Origin of the sequence: Paenibacillus silviterrae (assembly GCF_030167925.1) — a bacterium.
Classification (GTDB): Bacteria; Bacillota; Bacilli; order Paenibacillales; family NBRC-103111; genus Paenibacillus_G; species Paenibacillus_G silviterrae.
In genome coordinates, this window is sequence record NZ_JASKUT010000002.1 from 826,646 (window position 1) to 850,796 (window position 24,151).

At 55.3% G+C, this 24,151-nt stretch carries 16 protein-coding genes; 14 read left to right on the forward strand and 2 right to left on the reverse strand.

The genetic code is table 11. From position 1 onward, the window contains the following. The first annotated feature begins 23 nt into the window (after nt 1-23). The 14 genes from QMO62_RS27120 to QMO62_RS27185 all read left to right on the forward strand — a co-directional run bounded on the left by QMO62_RS27120 (nt 24) and on the right by QMO62_RS27185 (nt 22,626). On the forward strand, nt 24-2,765 hold the full coding sequence (locus QMO62_RS27120) for a hypothetical protein (protein WP_284645621.1): 2,742 nt from the start codon (nt 24-26) through the stop codon (nt 2,763-2,765). Beyond that, a complete protein-coding gene (locus tag QMO62_RS27125; RefSeq protein ID WP_284645622.1) occupies nt 2,762-4,429 on the forward strand; it encodes a hypothetical protein in 1,668 nt (555 codons plus the stop codon). The genes QMO62_RS27120 and QMO62_RS27125 overlap by 4 nt, the downstream gene beginning before the upstream one ends. A gap of 113 nt (nt 4,430-4,542) precedes the next feature. Further along, nucleotides 4,543-7,689, forward strand: a complete 3,147-nt coding sequence (locus QMO62_RS27130; protein WP_284645623.1) for a glycoside hydrolase family 2 TIM barrel-domain containing protein — start codon at nt 4,543-4,545, stop codon at nt 7,687-7,689. A gap of 72 nt (nt 7,690-7,761) precedes the next feature. Next, on the forward strand, nt 7,762-10,464 hold the full coding sequence (locus QMO62_RS27135; protein WP_284645624.1) for a family 78 glycoside hydrolase catalytic domain: 2,703 nt from the start codon (nt 7,762-7,764) through the stop codon (nt 10,462-10,464). A 106-nt stretch (nt 10,465-10,570) separates the two neighbouring features. Further along, nucleotides 10,571-12,373, forward strand: a complete 1,803-nt coding sequence (locus QMO62_RS27140; RefSeq protein ID WP_284645625.1) for a cache domain-containing sensor histidine kinase — start codon at nt 10,571-10,573, stop codon at nt 12,371-12,373. Nucleotides 12,374-12,470: 97 nt separating this feature from the next. Continuing rightward, on the forward strand, nt 12,471-13,829 hold the full coding sequence (locus QMO62_RS27145) for an ABC transporter substrate-binding protein (protein WP_284645626.1): 1,359 nt from the start codon (nt 12,471-12,473) through the stop codon (nt 13,827-13,829). A gap of 71 nt (nt 13,830-13,900) precedes the next feature. Beyond that, entirely contained in the window at nt 13,901-14,770 is an 870-nt protein-coding gene (locus tag QMO62_RS27150) for a carbohydrate ABC transporter permease (RefSeq protein ID WP_284645627.1), read from the forward strand. Next, complete coding sequence (locus tag QMO62_RS27155; protein ID WP_284645628.1) at nt 14,767-15,588, forward strand: carbohydrate ABC transporter permease; 822 nt, start codon at nt 14,767-14,769, stop codon at nt 15,586-15,588. The genes QMO62_RS27150 and QMO62_RS27155 overlap by 4 nt, the downstream gene beginning before the upstream one ends. A gap of 35 nt (nt 15,589-15,623) precedes the next feature. Continuing rightward, nucleotides 15,624-17,252, forward strand: a complete 1,629-nt coding sequence (locus tag QMO62_RS27160; RefSeq protein WP_284645629.1) for a response regulator — start codon at nt 15,624-15,626, stop codon at nt 17,250-17,252. Beyond that, the gene (locus QMO62_RS27165; RefSeq protein ID WP_284645630.1) at nt 17,230-18,954 is read left to right on the forward strand and encodes a glycoside hydrolase family protein; all 1,725 of its coding nucleotides are present in this window, start codon (nt 17,230-17,232) and stop codon (nt 18,952-18,954) included. The genes QMO62_RS27160 and QMO62_RS27165 overlap by 23 nt, the downstream gene beginning before the upstream one ends. A gap of 40 nt (nt 18,955-18,994) precedes the next feature. Then, nucleotides 18,995-19,681, forward strand: a complete 687-nt coding sequence (locus QMO62_RS27170) for an aspartate/glutamate racemase family protein (protein ID WP_284645631.1) — start codon at nt 18,995-18,997, stop codon at nt 19,679-19,681. Next, nucleotides 19,681-20,940, forward strand: coding sequence for a ribulose-bisphosphate carboxylase large subunit family protein (locus QMO62_RS27175; RefSeq protein ID WP_284645632.1), 1,260 nt, complete (start codon nt 19,681-19,683; stop codon nt 20,938-20,940). The genes QMO62_RS27170 and QMO62_RS27175 overlap by 1 nt, the downstream gene beginning before the upstream one ends. A gap of 5 nt (nt 20,941-20,945) precedes the next feature. Further along, complete coding sequence (locus QMO62_RS27180) at nt 20,946-22,379, forward strand: four-carbon acid sugar kinase family protein (protein WP_284645633.1); 1,434 nt, start codon at nt 20,946-20,948, stop codon at nt 22,377-22,379. A gap of 34 nt (nt 22,380-22,413) precedes the next feature. After that, nucleotides 22,414-22,626 carry a hypothetical protein gene (locus QMO62_RS27185; RefSeq protein WP_284645634.1) on the forward strand — a complete coding sequence of 71 codons (213 nt, stop codon included), beginning with the start codon at nt 22,414-22,416 and terminating at the stop codon, nt 22,624-22,626. A 312-nt stretch (nt 22,627-22,938) separates the two neighbouring features. Here QMO62_RS27185 and QMO62_RS27190 read toward each other — a convergent pair whose 3' ends face one another. Both QMO62_RS27190 and QMO62_RS27195 read right to left on the reverse strand, forming a co-directional pair. Beyond that, the gene (locus QMO62_RS27190; protein ID WP_348651718.1) at nt 22,939-23,919 is read right to left on the reverse strand and encodes an IS3 family transposase; all 981 of its coding nucleotides are present in this window, start codon (nt 23,917-23,919) and stop codon (nt 22,939-22,941) included. Continuing rightward, the gene (locus QMO62_RS27195; protein ID WP_284641113.1) at nt 23,805-24,122 is read right to left on the reverse strand and encodes a transposase; all 318 of its coding nucleotides are present in this window, start codon (nt 24,120-24,122) and stop codon (nt 23,805-23,807) included. Before QMO62_RS27195 ends, QMO62_RS27190 begins: the two co-directional genes overlap by 115 nt. Between the last annotated feature and the right edge of the window lie 29 nt (nt 24,123-24,151).

Sequence of the window (24,151 nt, forward strand, 5' to 3'; positions counted from 1 at the left end):
GACACGTAAAGGAGCTCTGAACCATGGGAATGATCCATCTGGCGGTACAGCAAGACGCAGCGCTGCGAGTCGAATACGGAGTCGGGCTGCTGACGGCAGCGCTTCGGGAGCAGGGACTGGCTTTCCAGGTCGACGAGCCCTGGACGGCGGATACGTACCGTGATCGGAAGGGCTGGAAAATTTACATCGCCAACCGGACGGAATCTGACTTGATCCGTACGCTGGAGGAGCAGGAGGTGCTGTGCTACCATACCCGGGCGCCGGAGGGTGAAGGCCATTATCTAGCTTCTCTCCCGGGCCAGCTCCTTGTCGTTTGCGGCGGCAGTGACAGCGGCACTCTGTACGGCTGTCTAGAGCTGGCGGACCTTATCCGAAGGGGAGGGCAGCTCCCTCAGGATCTGGCCTATTCGGACGCACCTTCCTTCGCTCTGCGTGGTCCGGCGATCGGACTCCAAAAGACCAAGGTAGAGCCTCCGCGCAGGACCTATGAGTATCCGGTTACCCCGGAACGCTTTGCGTGGTTTTACGACCGCTCGCTCTGGGAGGATTTCCTGAATATGCTGCTGGAGCAGCGCTGCAACGTCATCTATTTATGGACGGGACATCCGTTCTCGTCCTTCGTCAAGCTGGATGAATACCCGGAGGCGCTGGAGGTGACGGAAGAGGAATTCAGGCTGAATGTGGAGACGTTTCGTTGGGTGACGGAGGAAGCGAACAAACGGGGCATATGGATCGTGCTTAACTTCTACAACATCCATATTCCGCTGCCCTTTGCGCAGCAGCACGGGCTGGATCTGCATCAGCCGAAGCCGCTGCCGCTGACCGCCGATTATTATCGGAAATCGATTGCGGCCTTTGTCCGCAGCTTTCCGAATGTCGGCCTGATGGTTTGCTTAGGGGAAGCTCTGCAAGGGCATGTGTACGGCGTGGAGTGGTTTACGCAAACCATACTTCCTGGGGTAAACGAAGGGCTGAAGGAGCTGAACCTGAAGGAAAAGCCTCCGATTATCCTCCGGTCCCACGCCATCCCTGCCGAGCAGGTCATGGCGGAGTCGCTTCCGTTATATTCGAATTTGTATACGGAAGCCAAATACAACGGAGAGTCGCTCACTACTTATACGCCGCGGGGGCGCTGGCAGCAGATTCATCGGCACCTGAGCTCGCTTGATTCGATACACATTATTAATGTTCATATTCTTGCTAATTTGGAGCCTTTTCGCTTCGGAGCGCCTTCCTTTATCCATAAATGCATGCAGGCCGCCAAGTATCGGCTAGGATCGAATGGAATTCATCTGTATCCGCTCTTCTTCTGGGACTGGCCGTATTCTCCGGATAAGACCACGCCGCGGCTCCGCCAAATTGACCGGGATTGGCTCTGGTATGCCGCCTGGTTCCGGTATGCGTGGAACCCCGACCGCGATCCGAAGCTGGAGCGCGTGTACTGGACCGGGGTGCTTGCCGAGCGTTATGAGGATCAGGAAGCGGCCGAGGCGATTCTGGAAGCCTATGAGGCGTCCGGACAATGCGCACCGAAGCTGCTTCGCCGGTTCGGCATTACGGAAGGCAACAGGCAGACTATGAGCCTTGGCATGACCATGAGCCAGCTGACGAATCCCGAGCGATACCTTCCGTGGAAGGAGCTGTGGGAGTGCCAATCCGCTCAAGGGGAGCGTCTTGAGGAGTATGTGCTGAGGGAGTTTAGCGGGCAGCCCCATGTGGGAGAAACGCCGATGGACATTGTCGAGGAGGTGGAACGCCACGCGGTCCATGCGTCGAACTCCATCAAAAAGGCGTTAGAGCGTGTGAGCCGCCAACGTGAGGAGGTCGAACGACTTGCCTCCGACATCGAAGCGATTCGGCTCATGGTGTTCGCCTACACGAAAAAGATTCGGGCTGCAATCCAAGTGCTTACGTATAAGCATACGGTTAACGGACAATTTCTGAGCGGTGTAGAGCACCTGGAGAAGGCCGTTGCCTTCTTGGATGAAAGTCTCGCCAGCTATCGGGAGCTCGCCGAGCTGACGGACGGCACTTACCTCTATGCTAACAGCATGCAGACGCCGCAGCGCAAGGTTCCGTTCCCTAACGGGGAGACGTTTGGGCATTGGCGTGATTGTCTTCCTTATTACGAAGCCGAGTACCGGAATTTAGCGGAGAATGTGCGTCAGCTGAAGCAGGGGATATTGCCTCAAGCGCTTCAGGATTTCGAGGAAATTACACCGTATGCGCCTGCGCCGTTCCTTCTCCATACGCAAGGGGCGGAAGCTTATCGGGTGGAGAAGCGTGCCACAGTGTTTACCGACGGGGATCTGTTTATCACGAATCATGCGGAGGAAATCGAGGGGCTGACCGGCGTTCGTTTCAGTCAAAAGGCGGCTGCCGGCGAAGGCATCAGCCTGGACGTTGAGTTCCAAGCGCCCTCCCGGATCCTGATCGGATATTTCAATTCCTCGGACTCCCAGTGGCTTAAGGTCCCGGATCTGGAAACGAACACCCATGCCGATGACCGGGGAGGCTTAAGCCCGATCCTTACGAACGGATTGCAGGTATATGCTTATCCTTCCGTGAATATTCATGCTTTACAATATGAGCCTGGCCGGCATACCCTTGTATTAGGTAAAGGCGCTTATGTTGTGCTTGGCGTGATTACGGCGGACCAGATGCTCCGGCCGAGAACCATTGGAAATCATCATGTGAGTCTGGAAACGCTTGACTGGCTCTATGAGCCGCAGAAGTACCATTCCAAAGCGGAGGTTATTTCATGAAAGAGAAACAGCCGCCCGGGCGGCAGACGAAGCTGGGCCTGCAGGGTACGGTGTTAGGCTTCCTGGATCCTTGGGCAGGAGAAGCCTCCGATCGATTGATGCGGACGGGAACCGGGATGGTATATCCATCCCAGGACCCGAAGCCGGACAGGGAGGAATTCGTATCCCAAATGAAGAGGCTCGGGGCCGACTTCTATGTTCATCATGTGTTTCCGGACGGAGAAGGGCTGACCGGGCATTCCGAGCTTCTCGAGGACATGGTCCGTTATGACATGGAGGTTTGCCTCGGTAACGAGTACGGCAATATTAACGGTCCATGGGTAGATGGAACGAACCGGTATGATGTGACCGACGGTCCCCTCCTTGAGGTAGCCCGAACGGGTAAGCTGATCGGGCTGCTTTACGATGAGCCGGAGCATCTGCAGATCAACGCGGGTCAATATCGCAAGGATCGTTGGCTTCCGCATTGGGGAAGCATGACGGGACTAACTCTGGAGGCATCGGCCGAGCGGATGGCTTCCGTCATCGCTCAGCGCGTCGAGCACGTCGAAAAGCTGTTGTCGCCTCTAGATACAACGCCAAAGTCGGGTGCGTTGATCTCGGAGCAGGTTTTCCCAACCTTGTTCCATGTTGCCGCCCGCGGCGGGATGACGCTTTGTCCCAAGGTAATGAAGGAATCGTTCCAGCCGCTGCAGCTGTCTACAGCGCTCGGGGCGGCGAAGCAGTACGGGAGGGACCTGTGGATCTGCGCGGATTTGTGGGGGCCGGATATCGGTCATTGGTTCACGAGGGTGTCCGGGTTTCCGGGGCATTCCCCGGAGGAATTCGCTTCAGCGCTTCGCATGGGCTATTACATGGGACCAACCCACTTGTTTACCGAGAACGTCGATGCCTTGATGACCTATGGTCCGAAGGGTTTCGAATTAACCGAATTCGGCGAAGTCTGGAAAGCCTTTGCCCTTGATTTCGTACCTAAGCATCCTTTGTCGTATGACCACAAGCAGGCTTCGGCCGATATTGCTCTGGTCTGTTCGGACGACAGCAATTACGGTCAGCATGCCAGGCTGTTCGGAAGCAGGGAGCAGGAGGCCCCTCTCTCCACCTCCAAGCTCTTCGAGGCCTGGCATCTGCTTAGCCACGGCACCATACCCGCACATGGCAGCTGCATGCATATCCCGGGCTACGATTTTCCAAGACATAAGCTGAAGGCAGCCGTACCGAGAGAAGCCTTCCCGCTAACCCAAGGATTGCCTGAACCGCTGTTGCCGGAGGGCCTGCATCCGCTTTTCTATCCGAGCAATAATGTACTTGTCTATGATGAATTCGTTACGGAAGAAGCGCTGGGAGAGCCGAAGCTGATCTTGCTGGTTGGCAGCCGCGTCCCTGCCAAGACCTTGCAGCTGCTTCGGAGAAAGGCGGAGCAGGGCGCTGCAGTCATTGCAGACAAGTCGCTGGTTCCAGCGGAATGGAAGGAATCGAGAAAACTCGGGAGCGGCTCCTGGACGGTCACGTCAAGCTTCTTAAGCGAGGAGGCGAGAGAGGCTGCGAATCCGCACCTGGGGGATGCGACCTGCTGGAGACAGTGCTTCGGAAGCGCAGAGGTACGCATGTACAAAGGGGATGCAGACGGGTTTACCCTTGACTTCGAGCTCGCCCGCAAGTAGGGATGTTGAACATAAAAGGTCGGTTTCCTCTATGTACCGCAACTAGCGTCATTAGATATGCTGGGGAGGAGTAGTTACCATTACATCCTCAACCGGGTGGGTGAAGCCGCATCATGACTGCAAGTAATGAAGTGAAAGCAGACTGGCAGGATCTCGAGATCCTATCGAAAAATACGTTGCCTCCTCGTACCCCGTTCATTCCCTTTGCAGATCGGCAAAGCGTGGTCACCGGAGAAGCGGGCACCCCTCGCGGGGCTTCGCCCTATTATCGGCTATTGAACGGGCAGTGGGCGTTCTCCTATGCGGAAGCGCCTTCCGAAGCTCCGGAATCCTTCTATGCTACGACATATGACGATTCGGGCTGGGAATCGATTCCGGTTCCCTCTCATTGGCAGCTTCTGGGTTATGGCCGGCCTCATTACAGCAGCTGTCCATACCCGTTCCCGATCGATCCGCCGCACGTGCCTACGAGAAATCCCGTCGGATGTTATCGGACGGGATTCCGTATCGAGGACACTTGGCTCGAACGGGAAGTGCAGCTTGTGTTCGAAGGGGTGGATTCCGCCTTTCACGTGTGGGTTAACGGGCAGCTCGTCGGCTACGGCGAGGGCAGTCATTACCATTCGGAATTTCTTATTACCGATTACGTGAAGAGCGGCGATAATGTACTGGCGGTGCAGGTATTCCAGTGGTCAACGGGAAGCTATTTGGAAAGTCAGGACAAGTGGAGGCTGAGCGGCATTTTTCGTGATGTGTACCTTCTGTCGACGACGCGGGTCAGCTTGCAGGATGCGGCCGTACGTACCCGGTTCGATAATGGAGATTACACAAAAGCGGAGCTGGAGCTTAAGCTCGATGTGGTCAACAGGTCAAAGGCGCTTGTGGATTCATATCGCCTGGAAGTGAGCCTCATGGACGGGCAAGTGATGCTGTGGGAACGATCCGCAGGGGAAATCATCCGGCTTTCCCCAGGAGAAACGGCAAGTATTCGACATAAGGAGCCGGTGGAAGCTCCGCGCTTGTGGACAGCGGAAACACCGAATATGTACACGCTGGTCTTCACCTTGTACGATGCGAGGAATCAGGTGGCGGAAGTTAAAAGGCTCGATGTAGGCTTCCGGGATGTCCGGATTGCGCAGGGAAAACTGCTTGTCAATGGCTGTCCGATTACTCTGAAGGGCGTCAATCGTAATGAATTTCACCCGGCACTGGGCGGGGTCATGACGCTGGAGCAAATGACGCAGGATATGGTTCTAATGAAGCGTCACAATATCAATGCGGTTCGGCTGTCTCACTATCCTAACGATTCGCGATGGCTGGACCTGTGCGACCGATACGGTCTCTATGTCATTGCCGAAGCAGACTTGGAGACGCACGGCTTCCACTTCGTTGGAGACGAGGGCTTCCTGTCTTCCCATCCGGATTGGAAGGAAGCGTATGTGGACCGGATGGTTCGCTTGGTGGAAAGGGACAAGAATCATCCTTCGGTCATTCTCTGGTCGCTCGGCAACGAGTCGGGCTATGGGACCAATCATGACGCAATGGCGGCATGGGTTCGACAAGCCGACCCGACAAGACCAGTCCTCTACGAACGGGCGTACGATGCCAAGGTGGTAGACGTGGTTAGCCGTATGTATCCTTCCGTAACGACTCTTATAGAGGAGGGGCAAAAGGAGGATCCGCGGCCATTTCTCATGGTGGAGTTCGGTCATGCTATGGGGAATGCGGTGGGCAATTTGCAGGAATACTGGGATGCGATTTACCGATATCCGAGACTGCTTGGCGGCTTGATATGGGAGTGGTGCGATCTCGGGATCCGGCAAGTAACGGAGCAGGGCGAAGCATGGTATGCGTATGGCGGCGACTTCGGCGATGAGCCGCACAGCGGACATTTTTGTTTGGACGGACTGGTCTTTCCGGATCGACAAGTCAAGTCTTCACTGTTAGAGTATAAGAAGGTGATAGAGCCGGTGAAGGTCGAGCTGCTCTCTCTGCGAATGGACGAAGAGGTCGAGTTTCTGCTTCATAACCGGTATGATTTTTTGCCCCTGTCTCATTTGAAAGGAGAATGGAAGCTGTATTGTAACGCCGTAGTTGCGGCACAGGGAGCCTTGCCTGAGCTAACCGCTTGTGCGGGGGAGAAGCAGCGGGTTGCCCTTCCACTGCCGACTCAACAGATGCTTGCCCCGGGCGAGTATTGGATCCATCTTTCCTTCAAGCAGCAAAGCACAACACTGTGGGCCGAGAATGGCTATGAGGTAGCTTGGTGCGACGTGCCTCTCAAGAAATTGGAAGCGGTTGCAACGAAGCTGGCATTAGCGGGCATGCCTGCCCTAGATTACCGCGTTCAGCAGGATGGCTTCACGATCAAGGGGCTTGATTTCCAGATCCTCTTTAACCGCGAGACAGGGGCTATCGATTCATGGGTTCATCGCGGCATCGAATTATTAAACCGGGGTCCTAACGTGAATCTGTGGCGAGCGCCGATCGATAACGATGTTCATCTAGCCAAGGAATGGGTCAAGGCGGGCTACAACCGGCTAATCTGTGAGCTTCGGCATATTTCTATTGAACCGCAAAGCAATCAGCTGATTCGGATCCGTACCGAGCATCGGCTTGGAGCCAAGGGGGAAGGCGCCTGCTTCAACTCCATGATCAGCTGGTCGGTATACGGTAACGGGGAATTGCTTGTTGATGCGCGGCTGATCCCGATTACCCATCCCTCGAGGAAGCTTCCTCCTCTGCCACGGTACGGGCTGGAGCTCTCCATGCCGGTCACCTTTCACCGGATGAGCTGGTTCGGGCGAGGGCCGCATGAATGCTACGCGGATCGAATGGAAAGCGGTAAGCTCGGGGTATTCGAGGGAACCGTGCGGGATCAGTTCGTGCCGTACCTGAAGCCGCAGGAGAACGGTAACAAAGCGGAGGTCCGTTGGTGTACGATGACGAATGAACGGGGAGAGGGTTTGCTTTTCGCCGGGCTGCCTCTATTCGATATTAGCGCGCATCACTATACGACGGAGCAGCTAGGTTCCGTGAAGCACGTTCATCAGCTGACCCCGGTGAATCAGACGATTGTAAAGCTGGATGCGGCGCAGAGCGGGATCGGTAACCATAGCTGCGGCTATGCTCCTACATTGGATGACTATCTACTTGACGCGGAACGAACTAGGGAATTCAAGCTCCGCATGAGACCGATCACGATGAACGACGACTCGCCTATGAGGCTTGCGGGCCTGCGGCTTCCTGAAATCCAATGAAGTGTTCGCCACGAATCTACAGAATCCTCAGTCAATAGCCTCTATAATATAAACCGAGACGGAGGTTTTACGATGACGATCAAAGTCGTAGCTTGCCAGACGGAATATACGACGAATCCCCTTGGAATCGATACGCTGCAGCCGAGATTGTTCTGGCGTCTCGAATCCGCGGAACGGTCGGCTTCCCAGACCGCTTACCAGGTGCTTGTAGCTAGGAGCAAGGAAGCGCTTGCTCAAGATCAGGCAGACATGTGGGACAGTGGAAAGGTAGATTCCGACCGTTCCATCCACATCTCATATGCCGGAAAGCCGCTTCAATCCGATACGACCCACTACTGGAAGGTGAGGGTGTGGGATCAGCACGGTGAGGCGTCCGAGTGGAGCGAGATCGCTTATTGGTCGATGGGGCTGTTACAGCGGGGAGAATGGAAGGCCAAATGGATCGGGCGAAGGACACAGTCCGGTTCCGAGCTTCAGCCATCCCCCTATTTTCGCCGAAGCTTCCGGCTGGAGAAGCCGGTGCGTCGTGCTTTCGTGTATGCAACGGCGCTTGGACTCTATGATTTGCGGCTGAATGGAGAGCGTATCGGGGACCGGTTTGCTCCCGGCTGGACGGATTACAATACCCGTGTTCAGGTGCAGGCCTATGACATCACCGGGCAGGTGACTCAAGGAGATAACGCCTTCGGTGTGATTGTGGGAGACGGCTGGTATTCCGGAACGGTAGGATTTCTCGGCAGAGCCGTGTATGGCGAAAGGCCTTTTTTCCTCCTGCAGGCGCACATCGAGTACGAGGACGGAACCACCGACCGGATCGTGACGGACTCCAGCTGGAGAACTACTGTCGGTCCGATCAGGTACTCCGACTTTATCAAGGGCGAAGCTTATGACGCGCGGCTTGAAATGGACGGCTGGGACCGTTGCGGCTATGAGGATGGCTCATGGGAAGCGCCGGAGGTTCGTGCAGGCTATAACGGACAACTGGTGTCGTCCCTTGAGCCTCCGGTCCGGATCACCCGCTCCTTAAAGCCCGTCTCCGTAAGAGCTACGGAAGCAGGCACCCATATCTACGATATGGGTCAAAATATGGTGGGCTGGACGAAGCTGCGGGTGCAGGGGGAAGCCGGAACAAGCATTATCATCAGCCATTCGGAAATGCAGAATCCGGACGGTACCTTATATCTCGAAAATTTGCGAAAAGCCGTACAGCAGGAGCAGTATACGCTCAAAGGGCAGGGCTTGGAGGAGTATGAGCCGCATTTTACATTCCATGGCTTCCGGTACGTTGAGCTGATCGGCTACCCGGGTGAACCGGATCTGGATACCATCGTAGGCCAGGTTGTGCATTCCGATACACCGGTTACCGGACAACTGGAGACGTCCGATCCTATGATCAATCAGCTGTACTCCAATATTACTTGGGGTCAGCGGGGCAATTTCCTCTCGGTGCCGACCGACTGTCCACAGCGCGATGAAAGGCTCGGATGGACCGGAGACGCGCAAATCTTTGCCCGCACCGCAACGTATAATATGAACGTATCCCGCTTCTTCACCAAATACATGCAGGACGTAATCGATTGCCAGCAGCCGTCCGGCGCGTTTACGGACGTTGCTCCGGATGCAGGCTGGATCCGCCATAAAATGTGGAACACGCGGCTGAATTGGTTCGCTCCCGATAACGCCGGATGGGGAGACGCAGGGGTCGTTATCCCGTGGACACTGTATTTGATGTACGGCGATACCCGCATACTCGAAGCGAATTATGAGGCCATGAAGCGTTGGGTCAGCTACTTGCGGGACCATACGGAAGACCTGATTCGTCCCGATTATGCCAACTACGGGGACTGGCTCTCCATTGATGCCGATACGCCGAACGATGTGCTGGCCACGGCCTACTTTGCCTACAGCACACAGCTGCTGGGGAACATTGCAGGCGTGCTGGGGCAAAGTGCAGACCAAGCGTATTACGAATCGCTTCACGCCGACATCGCTCAAGCGTTTCAGGGGGCATTCGTCAGCAGAGACGGACGGATCCACGGTGAGACGCAGACCGTTTACGTGCTTGCCCTGCAGTTCGGGCTGCTAACCGAGGAACAGCAGCGTCAGGCTATAGAGCATTTAGCCGCCAACATTCGGGAACGGGGTAACAGGCTGTCAACCGGCTTCCTCGGGGTAGGCTACTTGCTTCCCGTGCTAACGGATCACGGCCGATTGGATGCAGCCTATACGCTTCTGACACAAGAGGCGTTTCCGTCGTGGATGTATTCAATTAAGCACGGCGCTACGACAATATGGGAGCGATGGGACGGCTGGACCGAGGAGAAGGGCTTCCAGACGCCTTCCATGAACTCCTTCAATCATTACTCTCTCGGCTCTGTAGGCGAATGGATGTTCCGTTACATGGCGGGCATCGAAGCCGATCCGTCGGAGCCCGGCTTCCGGCATACGATCATCCGGCCAAGACCGGGCGGACGATTGAGTGCCGTCAAGGCGGCTTACGAGTCTTTGTACGGCAGCATTAAGGTTGAGTGGGCGCTCTCGGAGCAGGGAGCATTGAAGGTGAGCGTGGAAGTGCCTGCCAATACAACGGCGACCGTATGGATTCCGGGAACGCAGGTTTCCGTCAACGGCAGCCGCTTCGAAACCGGAACGGCTGTGGAAGGAGTCCGTTCACTGAAGGCAGTGGAAGGCTGCGAGCGGTACCGCATCGGTTCGGGCAGCTACGTGTTCGAAGCTGCTCCAATCGGCCTGGCGAGAACACAAACGGCGATCTAAGGACGAATGGAATAAGAACAGTCCGGACAGGGAGATAAGGAGCCTTCACGCTCCGCCTCCCGGCTCCGGCTGTCTTCGTTTTCGAGCAAAGGGGAGATATCAATTCATGTGGAACACTCTACGCACCAAGCTTTCCGGCATAAGAACCGTGCTTCTGCTGAGCTACTTCGTCATCATTGTGCTTTGCATCTCCTCAGTCGGTACCCTTTCCTTCTATATTTCTTATCAATCGATGGCCGAACGGGTGGAAACCGCCAGCGCCCAGATGGTTAAGCAGATGGAGAAGAACCTGGATAACGAGTTCCATAACAAAAGAAACGTCCTTCTTGCCCCTTATTACAGCCAGGAATATATCGACAGCATCAATGCTTACGCTACGATGGAGGACCAGACGAAGTTTCTGTTTCGAAGGCAGCTCGGCGATTTGTTCCTAAAAGGCTTCACCATCACCCCCATCCCCGATTTTGTCCGGTTCCAAATTTACTACAGCAGCGGGGAGCTGATCAACGGCTCCGACCATCTTCCGGAGGAGAGCCCCTCGAAGGTACGGGAGTCCTCCTGGTTTCAACAGACCATCGCCAAGGACGGCAAAATGCACTTATTCCGTTCAGGACCGAACTCGGAAGCAGCGCAAGAGGGCGCATCCTATTCGACCTCCATCCTGATTCGCGACTTCGCGAATCCTGTCGCTTACATTATTGTCAGGGCCGATTACAGCCAGCGTCTGTTTCAAAGCATTGAACAAAACGACGATTTGACGGATTCCAGCGAAATCTGGATCTTGGATGAATCGAATCAATGGGTCTACGCTTCGAGCGGCATCAATGCGGCTGGACCGGACCAGGATATTCTGTCACAAATGAACGGCGAAGGCGGCCGATTCTGGACGTCCGGGGACGCAGACCTCAAGCTGGTGTCCTACACCAAGTCGGCCTATTCGAATTGGAAGACCGTTCTCGTCATGCCTAAACAAGAAATTTTCAGCCCGCTTGATCCCATCAAGACGGCGGCTTTCTATACAGGAATTGTCGTTTTCTTCGTTACATCGCTGATGTCTATTTTGTTCGGCCGGTTTATCACCAATCCTATCCTTCAGCTGCATAAAACCGTGAATCACATTAAGCGGGGGGACTTCTCCATCCGCGCGAACATTGACCGAAGCGACGAAATCGGCCGGATTGCCATGAATTTTAACGCCATGCTGGACGAGCTGCAGAAGCTGATCGAGACCAAATACGTGTATCAAATTCGGCTGCAGGAGGCGCAGCTGGCAGTGCTGTACTCGCAGATCAATCCCCATTTTCTGTACAATACGCTGGACAGCATTAAAGCAATGGCCGACTACCACCAGGTCGACGAGATCGGGGAGATGGTGCATTCGCTGGCCGATATGTTCAGATACAATACGAAAAGCAGTGACGAAGTGGTTACGCTGGGGGAGGAGCTTGTCCAGATCCGTGCCTATATGAATATCCAAAGAATCCGTTTTGACGACAGGATCGGTTTCGAGCTTCAGATCGATCCGGCTCTGTATGACTTCCCGCTGCTCAAAATGACGCTTCAGCCGCTTGTTGAGAATGCCGTCTCCCATGGTTTAGAGCGCAAGCGCGGGAAAGGGACGATACGCATTGGTGCGGAGCTGAAGGAAAGCCGCTTCGTGTTATCGGTCGAGGACGATGGGCTCGGCATGTCGGAAAGGCGACTGGAGCTCATCCGGGCGGGACTGCGTTTGCCGCTGTACCAGGATGAGCATGCGTATTCGTCAAAAGAGGGAGGCATCGGAATCCGCAACGTTCATACCCGCTATGCGATCCGCTACGGGGAGCGATACCGGTTTGATATTTCGAGCCGCAAGGGAGCTGGAACCCGGATTACGATTACCCTGGAGCTGGACGGAAGGGGAAAGTAGGAATATTCAACATCATTGGTCGGTATTGTGAATGGGGTTCATCGAAGCGCTTTCATATAATGGATTTGTAAGCGATTACTATGGAGGGGTTGAAGAGATGAAAGCGATGAATCACGTGAAAAAAGCAGTCAGGCTCACTACACTCTGTTCGATGGCGGCGGCTCTGGCTGCATGCGGACAATCCGGAGGCGGTACGCCTGCAGCGTCGCCGGGCGGCAACCAAGCACCGGCAACGGCGCCGGCCAAACCGAAAAGTCCGGTCACCCTCAGCTTCGTGATAGCGAACACGGTGGACGCAGCGCCTTTTCAAAAAATATTTCAAGAATACGAGAAAAAAACAGGCAATAAGGTAGAGCTGCAGGCGCTGCCCGGGGGCGACTTCGACAACATGATCAAAACGCGGTTCTCGACCGGAGATTTCCCGGACCTGTTCCTGATGCAGCCCGGCACGAAGCAGAATGTGAAGCTGAGAGCGGAAGAGACCTTGCGTGAATGGTCCGGGGATGCCGATGTTTGGAGTCGTGTCATTCCATCGATGAAGGAGTTTCAAACGACGTCCGCCGGAAAGATATACGGTGTTCCATTCGGCGCCACCGGTGCCTATGGCGTTTTTTACAATAAGGAAGTATTCAAGAAGGCCGGCGTCGAGCCTCCGAAAAACTATGCCGATCTCATTGAGATCGCCAAGAAGCTTAAGGCCTCCGGTGTCGTCCCCTTCTACGAAGGCGTGAAGGACGGCTGGCCGGCGCAAATTTTCTATTTGACCGGCTGGGTTTCGAACGTGGATCCTGCTATCAAAGATGCCGGTGTAGCCAAGCTGGAGAAGAATGAGCTGAAGCTCGCCGACATTCCGGAGCTCAAGGATTTGTTCGTCAAATCGAAGCAGCTGAAGGAGCTCGGGCTTTATCAGGACAATACGCTTGCCGGAACATACGACGAGCTGCAGAATCGGATGGGCGAGGGGAAGGTTGCGATGGCCTTCATGCTGGACGGCATCATCCCGCAGATGGAGAAGAAGTTCGGCAAGGACTTTGTTTCGAATCAAATCGGCTTTTTCCCTTTCCCATCGGCAACAGATGCAGGGACCGCGATGATTACGCCGCCTAACCAGCTGATGGTTCCGACGAAGGCTAAGCATGCAGCGGAGGCGGCCGAGCTGATTAAATTCATGATCTCTCCGGAAATGGTCAATCTGTATTACCAAAACCAGCCGGGCATCCCAATTTTCCAAAATGCGACCAGCGAGCTGTATCCTGTTCAGAAAACGGTCAAAACGTTCATCGATTCCGGCAAGGCGAAGGTCAACGTACAGAACCGACTGACGCCAACCTTTGCCGACTTCCAGAAGACGCTGCAGACCTTCTTTATCGACGGCGATGTTGATAAGGCGCTTAAGGAGTTTTCCGGGAACTACGAGAAGGATGGCAAGGCAAAGCGTCTCCCGGGCTTTGAATAAAGAGCGCGTAAGCGGCCGGGGGGATAGAGAACCCCGGTCGCAGAACGCAGGTGGAAGGGAGGAGGAGAAGCTTGGAGAGGCGCAAATACCCGCTATATTTCTCGTTTCCTGCGCTGGCGGTATTTCTGTTATTTTTCATCACCCCGACATTGATCGGGTTCTACTATAGCTTCACGGACTGGAACATCAACGCGGACACGATCCGCTTCACCGGACTTGACAATTACCGGGCTTTGTTCGAGGAGTCGCGGCTGAAGACAGCCTTCGTGAATACGCTGATCTTCTCCGCATGCGTGACTGTCCTTCAGAACGTTTCCGGTTTGGCGCTTGCTATGGTGCTGAATGCTGCCTTGAAGCTGCGCAATGTGCTTAGAATGATTTTTTTTCTGCCCTATGTTATTTCTCCGATAGTCATTGGATATATTTTTCGCGCCATCTACCACCCCGAGCACGGCATCGTCAACCAAATCCTGCACGGTGCAGGTTTGGCGGCATTAGCTCAGGATTGGCTGAATGATCCGAACTACGCGCTGTATTCCATCATTGTTACCGACGTTTGGCGCGTAGCCGGCTTCTCGATGGTCGTCTATTTGGCGGGACTTCAATTTATTCCCAAGGATTTACTGGAAAGCGCTTCGATCGACGGCGCGGGTTATTGGAGCAAATTCCGTTCGATCCAGTTTCCGCTGCTGGCTCCGGCATTCACCGTGAACGTGCTGCTCTCGATGATCGGTTCGATGAAGGTATTCGAGATGGTGATGGTGCTGACGGAGGGGGGACCGGGCTATTCCACGGAGGTGTTCTTCACCTACATCCGAAGCATGTTCAGCACCGGGGAGTTCGGCTATGCGACAGCCGTCAATTTGATGCTGTTCCTGCTTGTCACGCTGGTAGGGCTCCCGGTTCTGCACGCAATGAAGAAGAGGGAGGTGGAGATGTGACCAAAGAGCGAATCGGCCTAATAATCCTTGAGTTAATTGCCTTGGCTTGCGCGATGGTGATTATTATCCCCTTCTTTATGATTCTGGTGAATTCCTTCAAGGATATCCGCGAATCGGCGCTTTTCGGATTAACCCTGCCGTCAACCTGGCATTTCAGCAATTATGCGGACACCTTCTCGCAGGCCAATATTTTTCGTGGCTTTAAGAACAGCATTCTGATTTCTCTTAGCGTTGTCGTTTGCGTTAATCTGCTTGCCTCCATGGCTGCCTTCGTCATTCAACGGCGTGACGATAAGCTGCTTAGGGCTGCCTACTACACCTTTATTATGGGGCTGATTGTACCGGTTTCCATTGTCCCGACCATCAAGCTGATGGGCGATCTGCACATTCGGGGTACGTACTTCAGTCTTGTTATGTATTATACGGCCGTGCTGCTGCCGTTTGCCGTATTCCTCCTTGTCGGGTTCATGAAGTCCATTCCGCGGGAGCTGGATGAAGCGGCACTGCTGGAGGGCTGCAGCCATTTCCGGCTGTATTGGCAGGTAGTGCTTCCGCTGCTGCTCACCGTCCTCGTTACGGTAACCATTGTCGTTATGGTCTCGGTGTGGAACGACTTTTTCGGCCCGTTCTACCTGATGACCGACAGCACCAAATGGACGATTGTCCTGCAGATCTTCAACTTTGTCACCATGTACAGCACGAACTGGGGCGTTGTATTCGCCTTTATGGTCATTGTCGTTACCCCCGTGCTGTTTGTATATTTGCTGCTTCAGCGCTTTATCATCGACGGCTTGACGGCGGGTTCGCTGAAAGGATAGTCGGCTCCGGACGAACGCCTAGGGAGGAGATCGGGATGCATAAGGTCATGATAGTGGATGATGAGAAGTGGATCCGGCGCGGATTGATCCAGTCGATCGATTGGGAGCGGTTCGGGTTGGAGCTGGCGGGAGAGGCCGGCGACGGGGAAGAGGCTTACGAGATGGCGCTTGCCGTCAAGCCGGAGCTTCTCTTCCTGGATATGAGGATGCCGGGTCTTGACGGCAAGCAGCTGCTCGGACTGCTGAAGCACGCGCTGCCCCAGACGGTAACGATAGTCGTCAGCGGCTATTCCGACTTCGAGTATACCAAGGAAGCGATCCGCCAGAAAGCGTACGATTATCTCCTGAAGCCTGTGAAGAGGGAGGAGCTTTCCGCTGTGCTGGACAAAGCGGTGCGCGAGCTGGAACGCCGAAGCCAAGCGCAACGGACGGGGCATGCCGGTGCAGAGGAATGGCTCAGCCGATGCCTGCTTCATAGCGGGGATTCGGTGCAGCCGAGCGGCAAAGTCGATGAATGCATGCCTCCGGAGGACTGGCAAGCTGGGGGTTATGCCGTTGCGGTATGCCGTCCTGATGTCTTCCTCGATACTTGGGAAGAGGCGCGCGCCGTGAAGCCGCTCCTGCTTGAGCAGCTGGAGCGCCACCGGCCCTTCCTGCTTGGGGGCAGCTTCTTATGTACTGCCACCTCTTCTCCCGGTGATCCGAGGGAAACGGTCATTGCCTTCTGCGCCTCCCGGCTGGGGCAGCCGGATCTGAACCAGCTGTACCAGGTCATGCAAGCCGCGACACGGCGCGCCGGGGACGCTAGCTATAGCTTTGGGTTTAGCCGGATCAAGCGGGATCCTCTCTTTCTAGGGGAAGCGTACCGTGAAGCTCGGCAGGCGCTTCGTAGCCGAAGTCTTTCCGCTTCTGCCTGTGTCCTGTTTTTTGGCGAATCTCCCTCTACCTTGAGTGTCACATATCCCTTAGAGCGTGAGAATGCACTGTGGCTTGCGCTGCAGGCAGGGAATGGCGATGCTGCGTCCGTGGAGTTTGACCGGTGGTTCGAGGCTTCCGCCAAGTCGGCCTACACGGTAGAGCAGCTGCAGCACAACTCGGTTGTTCTCGTCCATGCCATGAACAAACAGCTGCAAACGAAGGGCTCGCTGCTGGAGGAGGTATGCGGCAGGAAACTATCCGTCCTGACGGAGATGATCCTTTACCGGAACGATACCGCTTCGGTGCGAAGGTTCTTCGAGGAGGAGCTGCTTCCGGCCGTGCTGTCGCATCATCGAAGGTCCTCCGAGAAGCAGAGTGAGACGATCGTAGCCGAGCTTCGAAAGCTGATCGAAACGCATTATGATCAACCGCTGTCGCTTCACCAAATCGCAAGCAGCCGTTACATGAATCCGGATTACTTGAGCAGGCTGTTCAAGAAGGCGACCGGCACGAACTTCGTCGATTATTTGACGGATGTTCGTATTCGAAATGCCAAGGATTTGATGCGCATGTCCAACTGTAAAAATTATGAGATTGCTCAAAAGGTAGGCTATGAGGACTACCGTTATTTCAGCCAAATCTTTAAGAAAAAGGTTGGCATGACGATCGGCGAATATCGCAGCCGAATCGACGCAGCCATTCCTTTAGGAGGAGAACCCCCTTATGACCAAACGCTTCATACCTGATACGCTGATGCTGGAGGAACGCGCCGCCCACGCCATTAATGCGATGGTCGGCATGGCCGATCATGATCACCAGTGCATTCCGTTCTTTGCCGCGAATCTGATGCATAAGCCCGCCTATATGACTCACGGAGATTGGGATTACGGGTCAAGCCACGGACGCATGATCGACGGATTGATTCTTGCGCGCCACATGTCCGGGGAAACCTTCGGACGCGAAGTGGAGGAGCGGTACCGGGCCAATCTGCTCTCCTTCTTCAAGGAGGACGGCATGAGCTACCGGCAGATCAATCCTACGCGAAGCTGGGAGCCCAACGCCAATCTGATTGACCAGCGTGCAGTGATTCTATCGCTGACGACCTGGTTTATGGAAACTGGCGATCCGAAGGTGAAGGAAGCCGCCGATCGCCATGTCGCTGCGCTGAAACGGATTGCTGTGAAAGAGCGGGATGTATGGTATTATCCGGCATCGGAATATAAAGAAGGCGGCTGGCCGTCCGCCAATGCCGTGCAGCTGCGGCTCGCTCCGGATCCCGCGGCCTTCTGCGGAAGGCTTGTCATGCCGCTGCTGAAATACCACGAGCTGTCGGGCAATCAAGATGCGTTTGAGCTTTGCGAATTTTTCACGGCGCTCATTGTGGAGCGAAGCGGCGTGTTCCTGCCGGACGGCAGCTTCAACGATTCGCTCGCTTATCGCAGCGGCCATTTCCACACGCGGCTCGGTACACTGGACGCCATTGCTCGCTTCGGCGCTTTTACCGGTGACGCCGCCAAGATTGCCTGGGTCAAAAAATGCTACGACTGGGCGCTGACCCAATGTACGGCCTTCGGCTGGACGCCGGGTGATTTGCAGGAGCAAGCCTATGAGCATGAAACGTGCTCGCTGGTGGACCTGATCGCGACAGGGATTACCTTGGCAAAAAGCGGCTACGTTGAATATTGGGGCATCGTAGAGCGATTTTTGCGAAATCATCTCGCGGAATCGCAGTTGCTCGATTTAAGCTGGGTGGAGCAAACGGACGATAAATCGAACGATATTAAATATAACAAATCGTTCTATAAGGTGGCTGAGCGCACGCGCGGATCCTTCGCCGGCTATTCGGCGCCTAACGATTTTGTATGTGATGTCAATGAAGGGCGCGGTCATACGAACGATCTGCAAATTTGCTGTCTGGGCTCCGGAACACGCGGGCTGTTTATGGGCTGGAGCAACACGATCACCGAGAAGGACGGGGCGGTCAGCGTGAATTTCCTGCTGAACCGCGGCTCCAAGTGGCTCGACGTAAGCAGCTATTTGCCTCATGAGGGGAAGGTTGTGCTGGACGTTCACACCGATCTGCCGAGGCTGCAGATTCGCATTCCCGAATGGGCGGGCTTCACGAAAATCCGATTCGTCCGCGAGCGTAACGGCGAGGTGGTCGAGGGCACGGGGAAGGAGCCGAGCCGCTGGGTCAATAAGCAGTTTCTGCTGTTAGGGGCCGCGCAGGCGGGCGAGAGGATTACCGTGACATTCCCGCTGAGCTTTCGTAAAACGAACGAAAATGCAGTGGGTCAAACCTTTGAAACGGAATGGCGCGGTGACGACGTGGTAGGCATTACCCCGCAAGGGAAGAAAAAGCCGTTATACAGCGGACGCCAAGTGTTTGATACCGCTCCTTTGCGGGAGGGGGACTACCGGAGGCTGGAGAAGGAGTTTGTTTGGTAATGGTTTGTCCAAATATGAAATGGTAGCGGAGGGGAACTTTATGAAAACTGTGGTTGCCGTGTATACCGGTCAAGGCTTGGCGGACCCGCTTAAGGCGGTGTTCCAAGAGCTGCTTCCGGACTGCCGGCTTGTCAATATTATCGATGACAGCTTGATCGGCGACGTTGTAAGGGCAGGGCAGGTTCCTCCGGCGGTGGCTCGTCGATTGGTCCAATATTACCATCATGCAGAGGAGCTGGGTGCCGACGTTATCCTCAATACCTGCACCTCCGTAGGAGAGGTGGCGGATGCCGCCCGCCATCTCATCGGAATCCCCATCGTGAAAATCGACGATGCCATGACGGCGCTCGCAGCGGCGCAATATGAGCGAATCGCCGTGCTGGCGACGCTCCCGTCTACGCTGGAGCCGACGCTGCGTTTGATCCGCAAGCAGGCGGATGCGGCGGGACGTCAAGTGACGCTGGTCAACGGACTCGCGGAAGGGGCCTTCGACGCCCTTGTGTCCGGCCGCCCGGACGAGCATGATCGTCTTCTGCTGGAGACGGCCAAACGCACCGCAGAGGAGTCGGATGTGATCGTGCTCGCTCAAGGCTCTATGGCCCGGATGGAGAAAGCACTGGCCGAAGCTACCGGCAAGCCGGTGCTCTCCTCCCCGCGCCTTGGCGTAGAGCAGGTCAAGGAAGTTCTCTCGCACGGCGGTGCCGGCAACCGAAGGGGTGAGGGGTGATGTCTCAGGAGAGGGTCACGGCCATTTATCTCGTGGAGACGCCTTATTCGCTGGAACGGGCTGCCGCCGTCATTGCCGGGGAGCAATCTACAGGCACCTTCACCGCTGTGCCGGGAGAGACAGATCAGGTGAAGGAGAAGCACGGCGCTCGGGTAGAGCGAATCGAGCTCCTGGGGGAGACGGATCGTCCGTCCCTTCCCGGCGCAAAGACGCCAACCGCCCATGACGGTGTATACCGCCAGGGACGGGTGACCGTGTCGTTTCCGCTGCACAACTTCGGTCCATCGATTCCGAACCTAATGTCTGCGGTAGCCGGTAATCTGTATGAGCTGCAGGAGCTGTCGGGTATCCGGCTGCTGGACCTGGAGCTGCCCGCCGCGTTCACAGCGAAATATCCAGGGCCGAAGTTTGGCATTGAAGGAACCCGGAGGCTGGCAGGTGTATGGGAGCGCCCGATTCTGGGCTCAATCGTGAAGCCGAGCATCGGCCTCACCGCAGTGGAGCTGTCCGGGCTGGTTGGCCGTCTTGCCGGCGCGGGCCTCGACTTCATCAAGGACGACGAACTGAATGCCGATCCGCCTTACTGCCCCTTCGAGGTGAAAGTGAAGGCCGTCATGGAGGCGGTTGACCGGGCGGCGGATCACACCGGCCGTAAGCTGATGTATGCCTTCAACATTACCGGCGACTACGATGAAATGAGGCGGAATCACGATCTGGTCGTAGAGGCGGGCGGCACCTGCGTTATGGTCAGTATCCTGAGCATCGGTTTAGCGGGGCTCGCTGCCCTCAACAAATATAGTGAAGTTCCGATTCACGGTCACCGAAATCAATGGGGAATGCTCACCCGCTGCCCTCAGCTAGGCATCGAATTCACAGCATTCCAGAAGCTCTGCCGTTTGGCTGGAGCCGATCATCTGCATGTCAATGGACTGAACAGCAAGTTCTATGAGAGCAATACCTCGGTCGTTCGTTCCATTCAGGCTTGCACGGCACCGCTATTGGGAGGCTATCAGACACTCCCGGTCATCTCATCGGCACAATGGGCCGGAACCGCTCCGGCGACGTATGAGGCAACCGGCTCCGTCGACGTGATGCATCTGGCCGGCGGCGGAATGCTGGCCCATCCGGACGGACCTGCAGCTGGCTTCCTGAGCATGAAGCAAGGCTGGGAGGCCGCCGTGCAGGGCGTTCCTTTGACGGAGTACGCCGCCGGGCATGCGGAGCTGGCGAGCGCGATTCGCAAATACGGGGGGAGCTGATACCGATGGAGGAAGCTCTGACGAAGGGGCGGGAGGCCAAGGTCGGACGTCTCCTGTGTTATTACGGCGATGATTTTACCGGCTCTACCGATGTGCTGGAAGCGCTGTTCCGCGCCGGTCTCCGCACGGTTCTGTTTCTAGAGCCTCCGTCCGAGGAAATGCTGGGCGGACGATTCGAGGCCGCCGATTGCTTTGGGGTGGCGGGCATCGGTCGTTCTTTGCCGCCGGAAGCGATGGAGCGGGAGCTTCGCCCTCTGTTCGAAATGCTGCAGCGTGCGGGTGCTGCCGTGTTTCACTACAAGGTATGCTCGACCTTCGATTCCTCGCCGGACACCGGAAGCATCGGTAAGGCGGCCGAAATCGGCAGAGACGTATTTATAAAAAAGAAGGGCGGGTATATTCCTCTTCTGGTAGGTGTACCGTCCCTTAAGCGCTATACCTTGTTCGGTCATCATTTTGCGGGAGCTGGAGCACAGGTTTATCGATTGGACCGGCATCCCACGATGTCGTTTCATCCGGTAACCCCTATGAGGGAATCGGACCTTCGGGAGCATTTGAAACAACAAACCAAGCTGCAAACGTCCCTGCTCGATATCGTGGCGCTCGACGGATCTTATCCTGATGTTCGCGGGCGCCTCGACGCTATCGTACAGAATGAGCAGCCGGATTTGGTGCTGTTCGATGTCCTGGATGAACGCCGACTCGCGACAGCAGGCCGATTGATCTGGGAGCAGGCGGAGCAAGGCGAAGGCGTATTTGCTATCGGCTCCTCCGGGGTGGAGTATGCACTTGCCTCAGCCTGGAGAGAAGCAGGACTGATTCCGGCAGAGGAACGGCCTGCCCCGACGGTACATAGCGTTGACCGGCTCCTCGTTGTTTCAGGGAGCTGTTCGCCAATTACGGAAAGGCAATTGAAACGCGCCTTCGAGGCGGGTTATGCGGGGATTCGCGTTCCGGTGACGGAGCTAATGAAGCCGGAGAAGACCCCTGTGGTTATGGAGAAGCTGCGTCAGGAGACGCTTCAGATCCTCAAAGAACAGCGGAGTGTCATCCTTTACACGGCGGCCGGGCCTGCGGATGCCAGCATCGGGGAGCTGAGGGACTTGCTGACGAGCCGAGGACTGCGTCCGGAGGATAGCAGCGCAATGCTCGGCGCATTGCTTGGAGCGTTGGCCAGGGAGCTAGTCACGGAGGCCCGCCTCACCCGCATCGTTATTGCAGGGGGAGATACGTCGGGCTATGTTACCCGGGAGCTGGGCATCTATGCGCTGGAATGCAAAGCGACGCTTGAGCCGGGCGGGCCGCTTTGCCGGGCATATTCCCATCACGCGACGATCGACGGGCTGGAAATGGTGCTCAAAGGCGGTCAGGTGGGCAGCGACGGCTTCTTCGAGCATGTGCGGCTTGGAAGCAGGCCCGTCGGTGCATCGGGAGCATAAATGGTAAGCCAGGTCGCATAAGCGGCCTGGCTATATGGCTTTGCACGATTTGCGAACGACAAGCTGGGTGTCTATGAACGATTTGGTGCTGACCGTCATTTCCTTCCCGATCATGGACAGCAGCCGGGAGACGGAAAGCTGCGCGATCGTGCTCTTTTCCACATGGACCGTGGTCACTGACCGCGATATAATCGCATACGCAGAACAGAGCGGTGGGGGAGCGGTCCGCGGAGACCGGATAAGCTGATCTTAAACGCATCTTGCGGTGTGAAGATTACAGGGGAAACGGTGAAGCTGTGCTCATCCCGTCTGGGGTGCAAAGCTGCTAAAGAAGGTGATTTCATAATGATATAAGGAGCGTTACCGGGCCGTGATAAGCGCCAGGCACCCTGTAACGCGATTTTTTCATCTTACGGTCGCAGATGAACACATATTTGGTACAGTAAGGTGAATTTATAACGTTACAAGGAGCGTTACCGGGCCGTGATAAGCACCAGACGCATTGTAACGCGATTTTTGGACCTCTGTCAAGAAAGTAGACACTCCGTTAAGTGAACCCTTAAGCAGCCTTCTTAAAACGCGCAGCAAATTTAACCGGCGATACATAACCGATTGCACTGTGGATTCGCTTACGGTTGTAGAAGAACTCAATATATTGAAAAATGGCTTCATAAGCCTGCTGCTTCGTTTTAAACTTGGTGCGGTAAATAAGCTCCTTCTTTAATATGCTGTGAAATGACTCGATACAAGCGTTGTCATAGCAGTTCCCTTTTCGGCTCATGCTGGCTTTCATTGAGTAAGCCTTCAACTTCTTACGGTATTCATCTGAGGCATACTGTGAACCGCGGTCTGAATGATGGATGAGCCCTTTCCGAGGTTTCTTGGCCTCATAGGCGGCTTGTAACGTGTCTACAACTAAGTCTGTGGTCATTCGATCGTAAAGGCGCCAGCCGACGATCTCACGCGTGCATAAGTCTAAGATGCTGGCAAGGTACAATCGGCCCTCTCGGCAAGGGATGTAGGTAATGTCTGCTACCCAGACCTTCTCTGGCTTCTTCACATCAAATTCCTGATTCAGGATGTTTGGAGCGATAGGCAGATCATGGTTAGAGTCGGTTGTCTGTACCTTAAATTTTCGAGAAACGCACGAACGCAGCCCTAGCTCCTTCATGTAGAGACTGACTGTGCGCTCTGAAATCTTAAACTGTTCAGCCCATAGTAAACGGGTGATCTTGGGGCTGCCATATCTTCCATGAGAGTCGTGAAAATGGTAGGAAATCCGCTCCATCACCTTCGTCTTCCGTTTCTCTCGCTCACTTGCTGTAGCCGTTTGCCACTTGTAAAACCCGCTCCTGGATACCTGCAGCACTTTGCACATCTTCTCCATTCGAAATTCGGAGCGGTGATCTTCAATGAACTGGAACCTTAGTTCTTTTCTTTGCTGAAGATGTGCAGAGCCTTTTTTAAAATGGCCAGCTCCTCCTGGAGATCGGCTATCTCCTGATCTTTTTTCTTGGCTTCGCGTTCTTTTGCTGCCAATTCTTCTTTCATTTGACGAAGCTTTTCCGGGTTGGCTAGCGGCTCATTTTCAAATGAACGGTACTGAGACATCCAGTTGTGGATTGTTCCTGCCGGAATGTTCAGCTCCGCCGCGATTTCCGGCACCGTCTTGGTCTGTTCTTGTACGTATTTGACTGTCTGCTTTTTAAATTCTTCATTGTAACGCTGCCGTTGATCTCCCATGGTGGACACCTCATTGTTCTTTGCTAAGT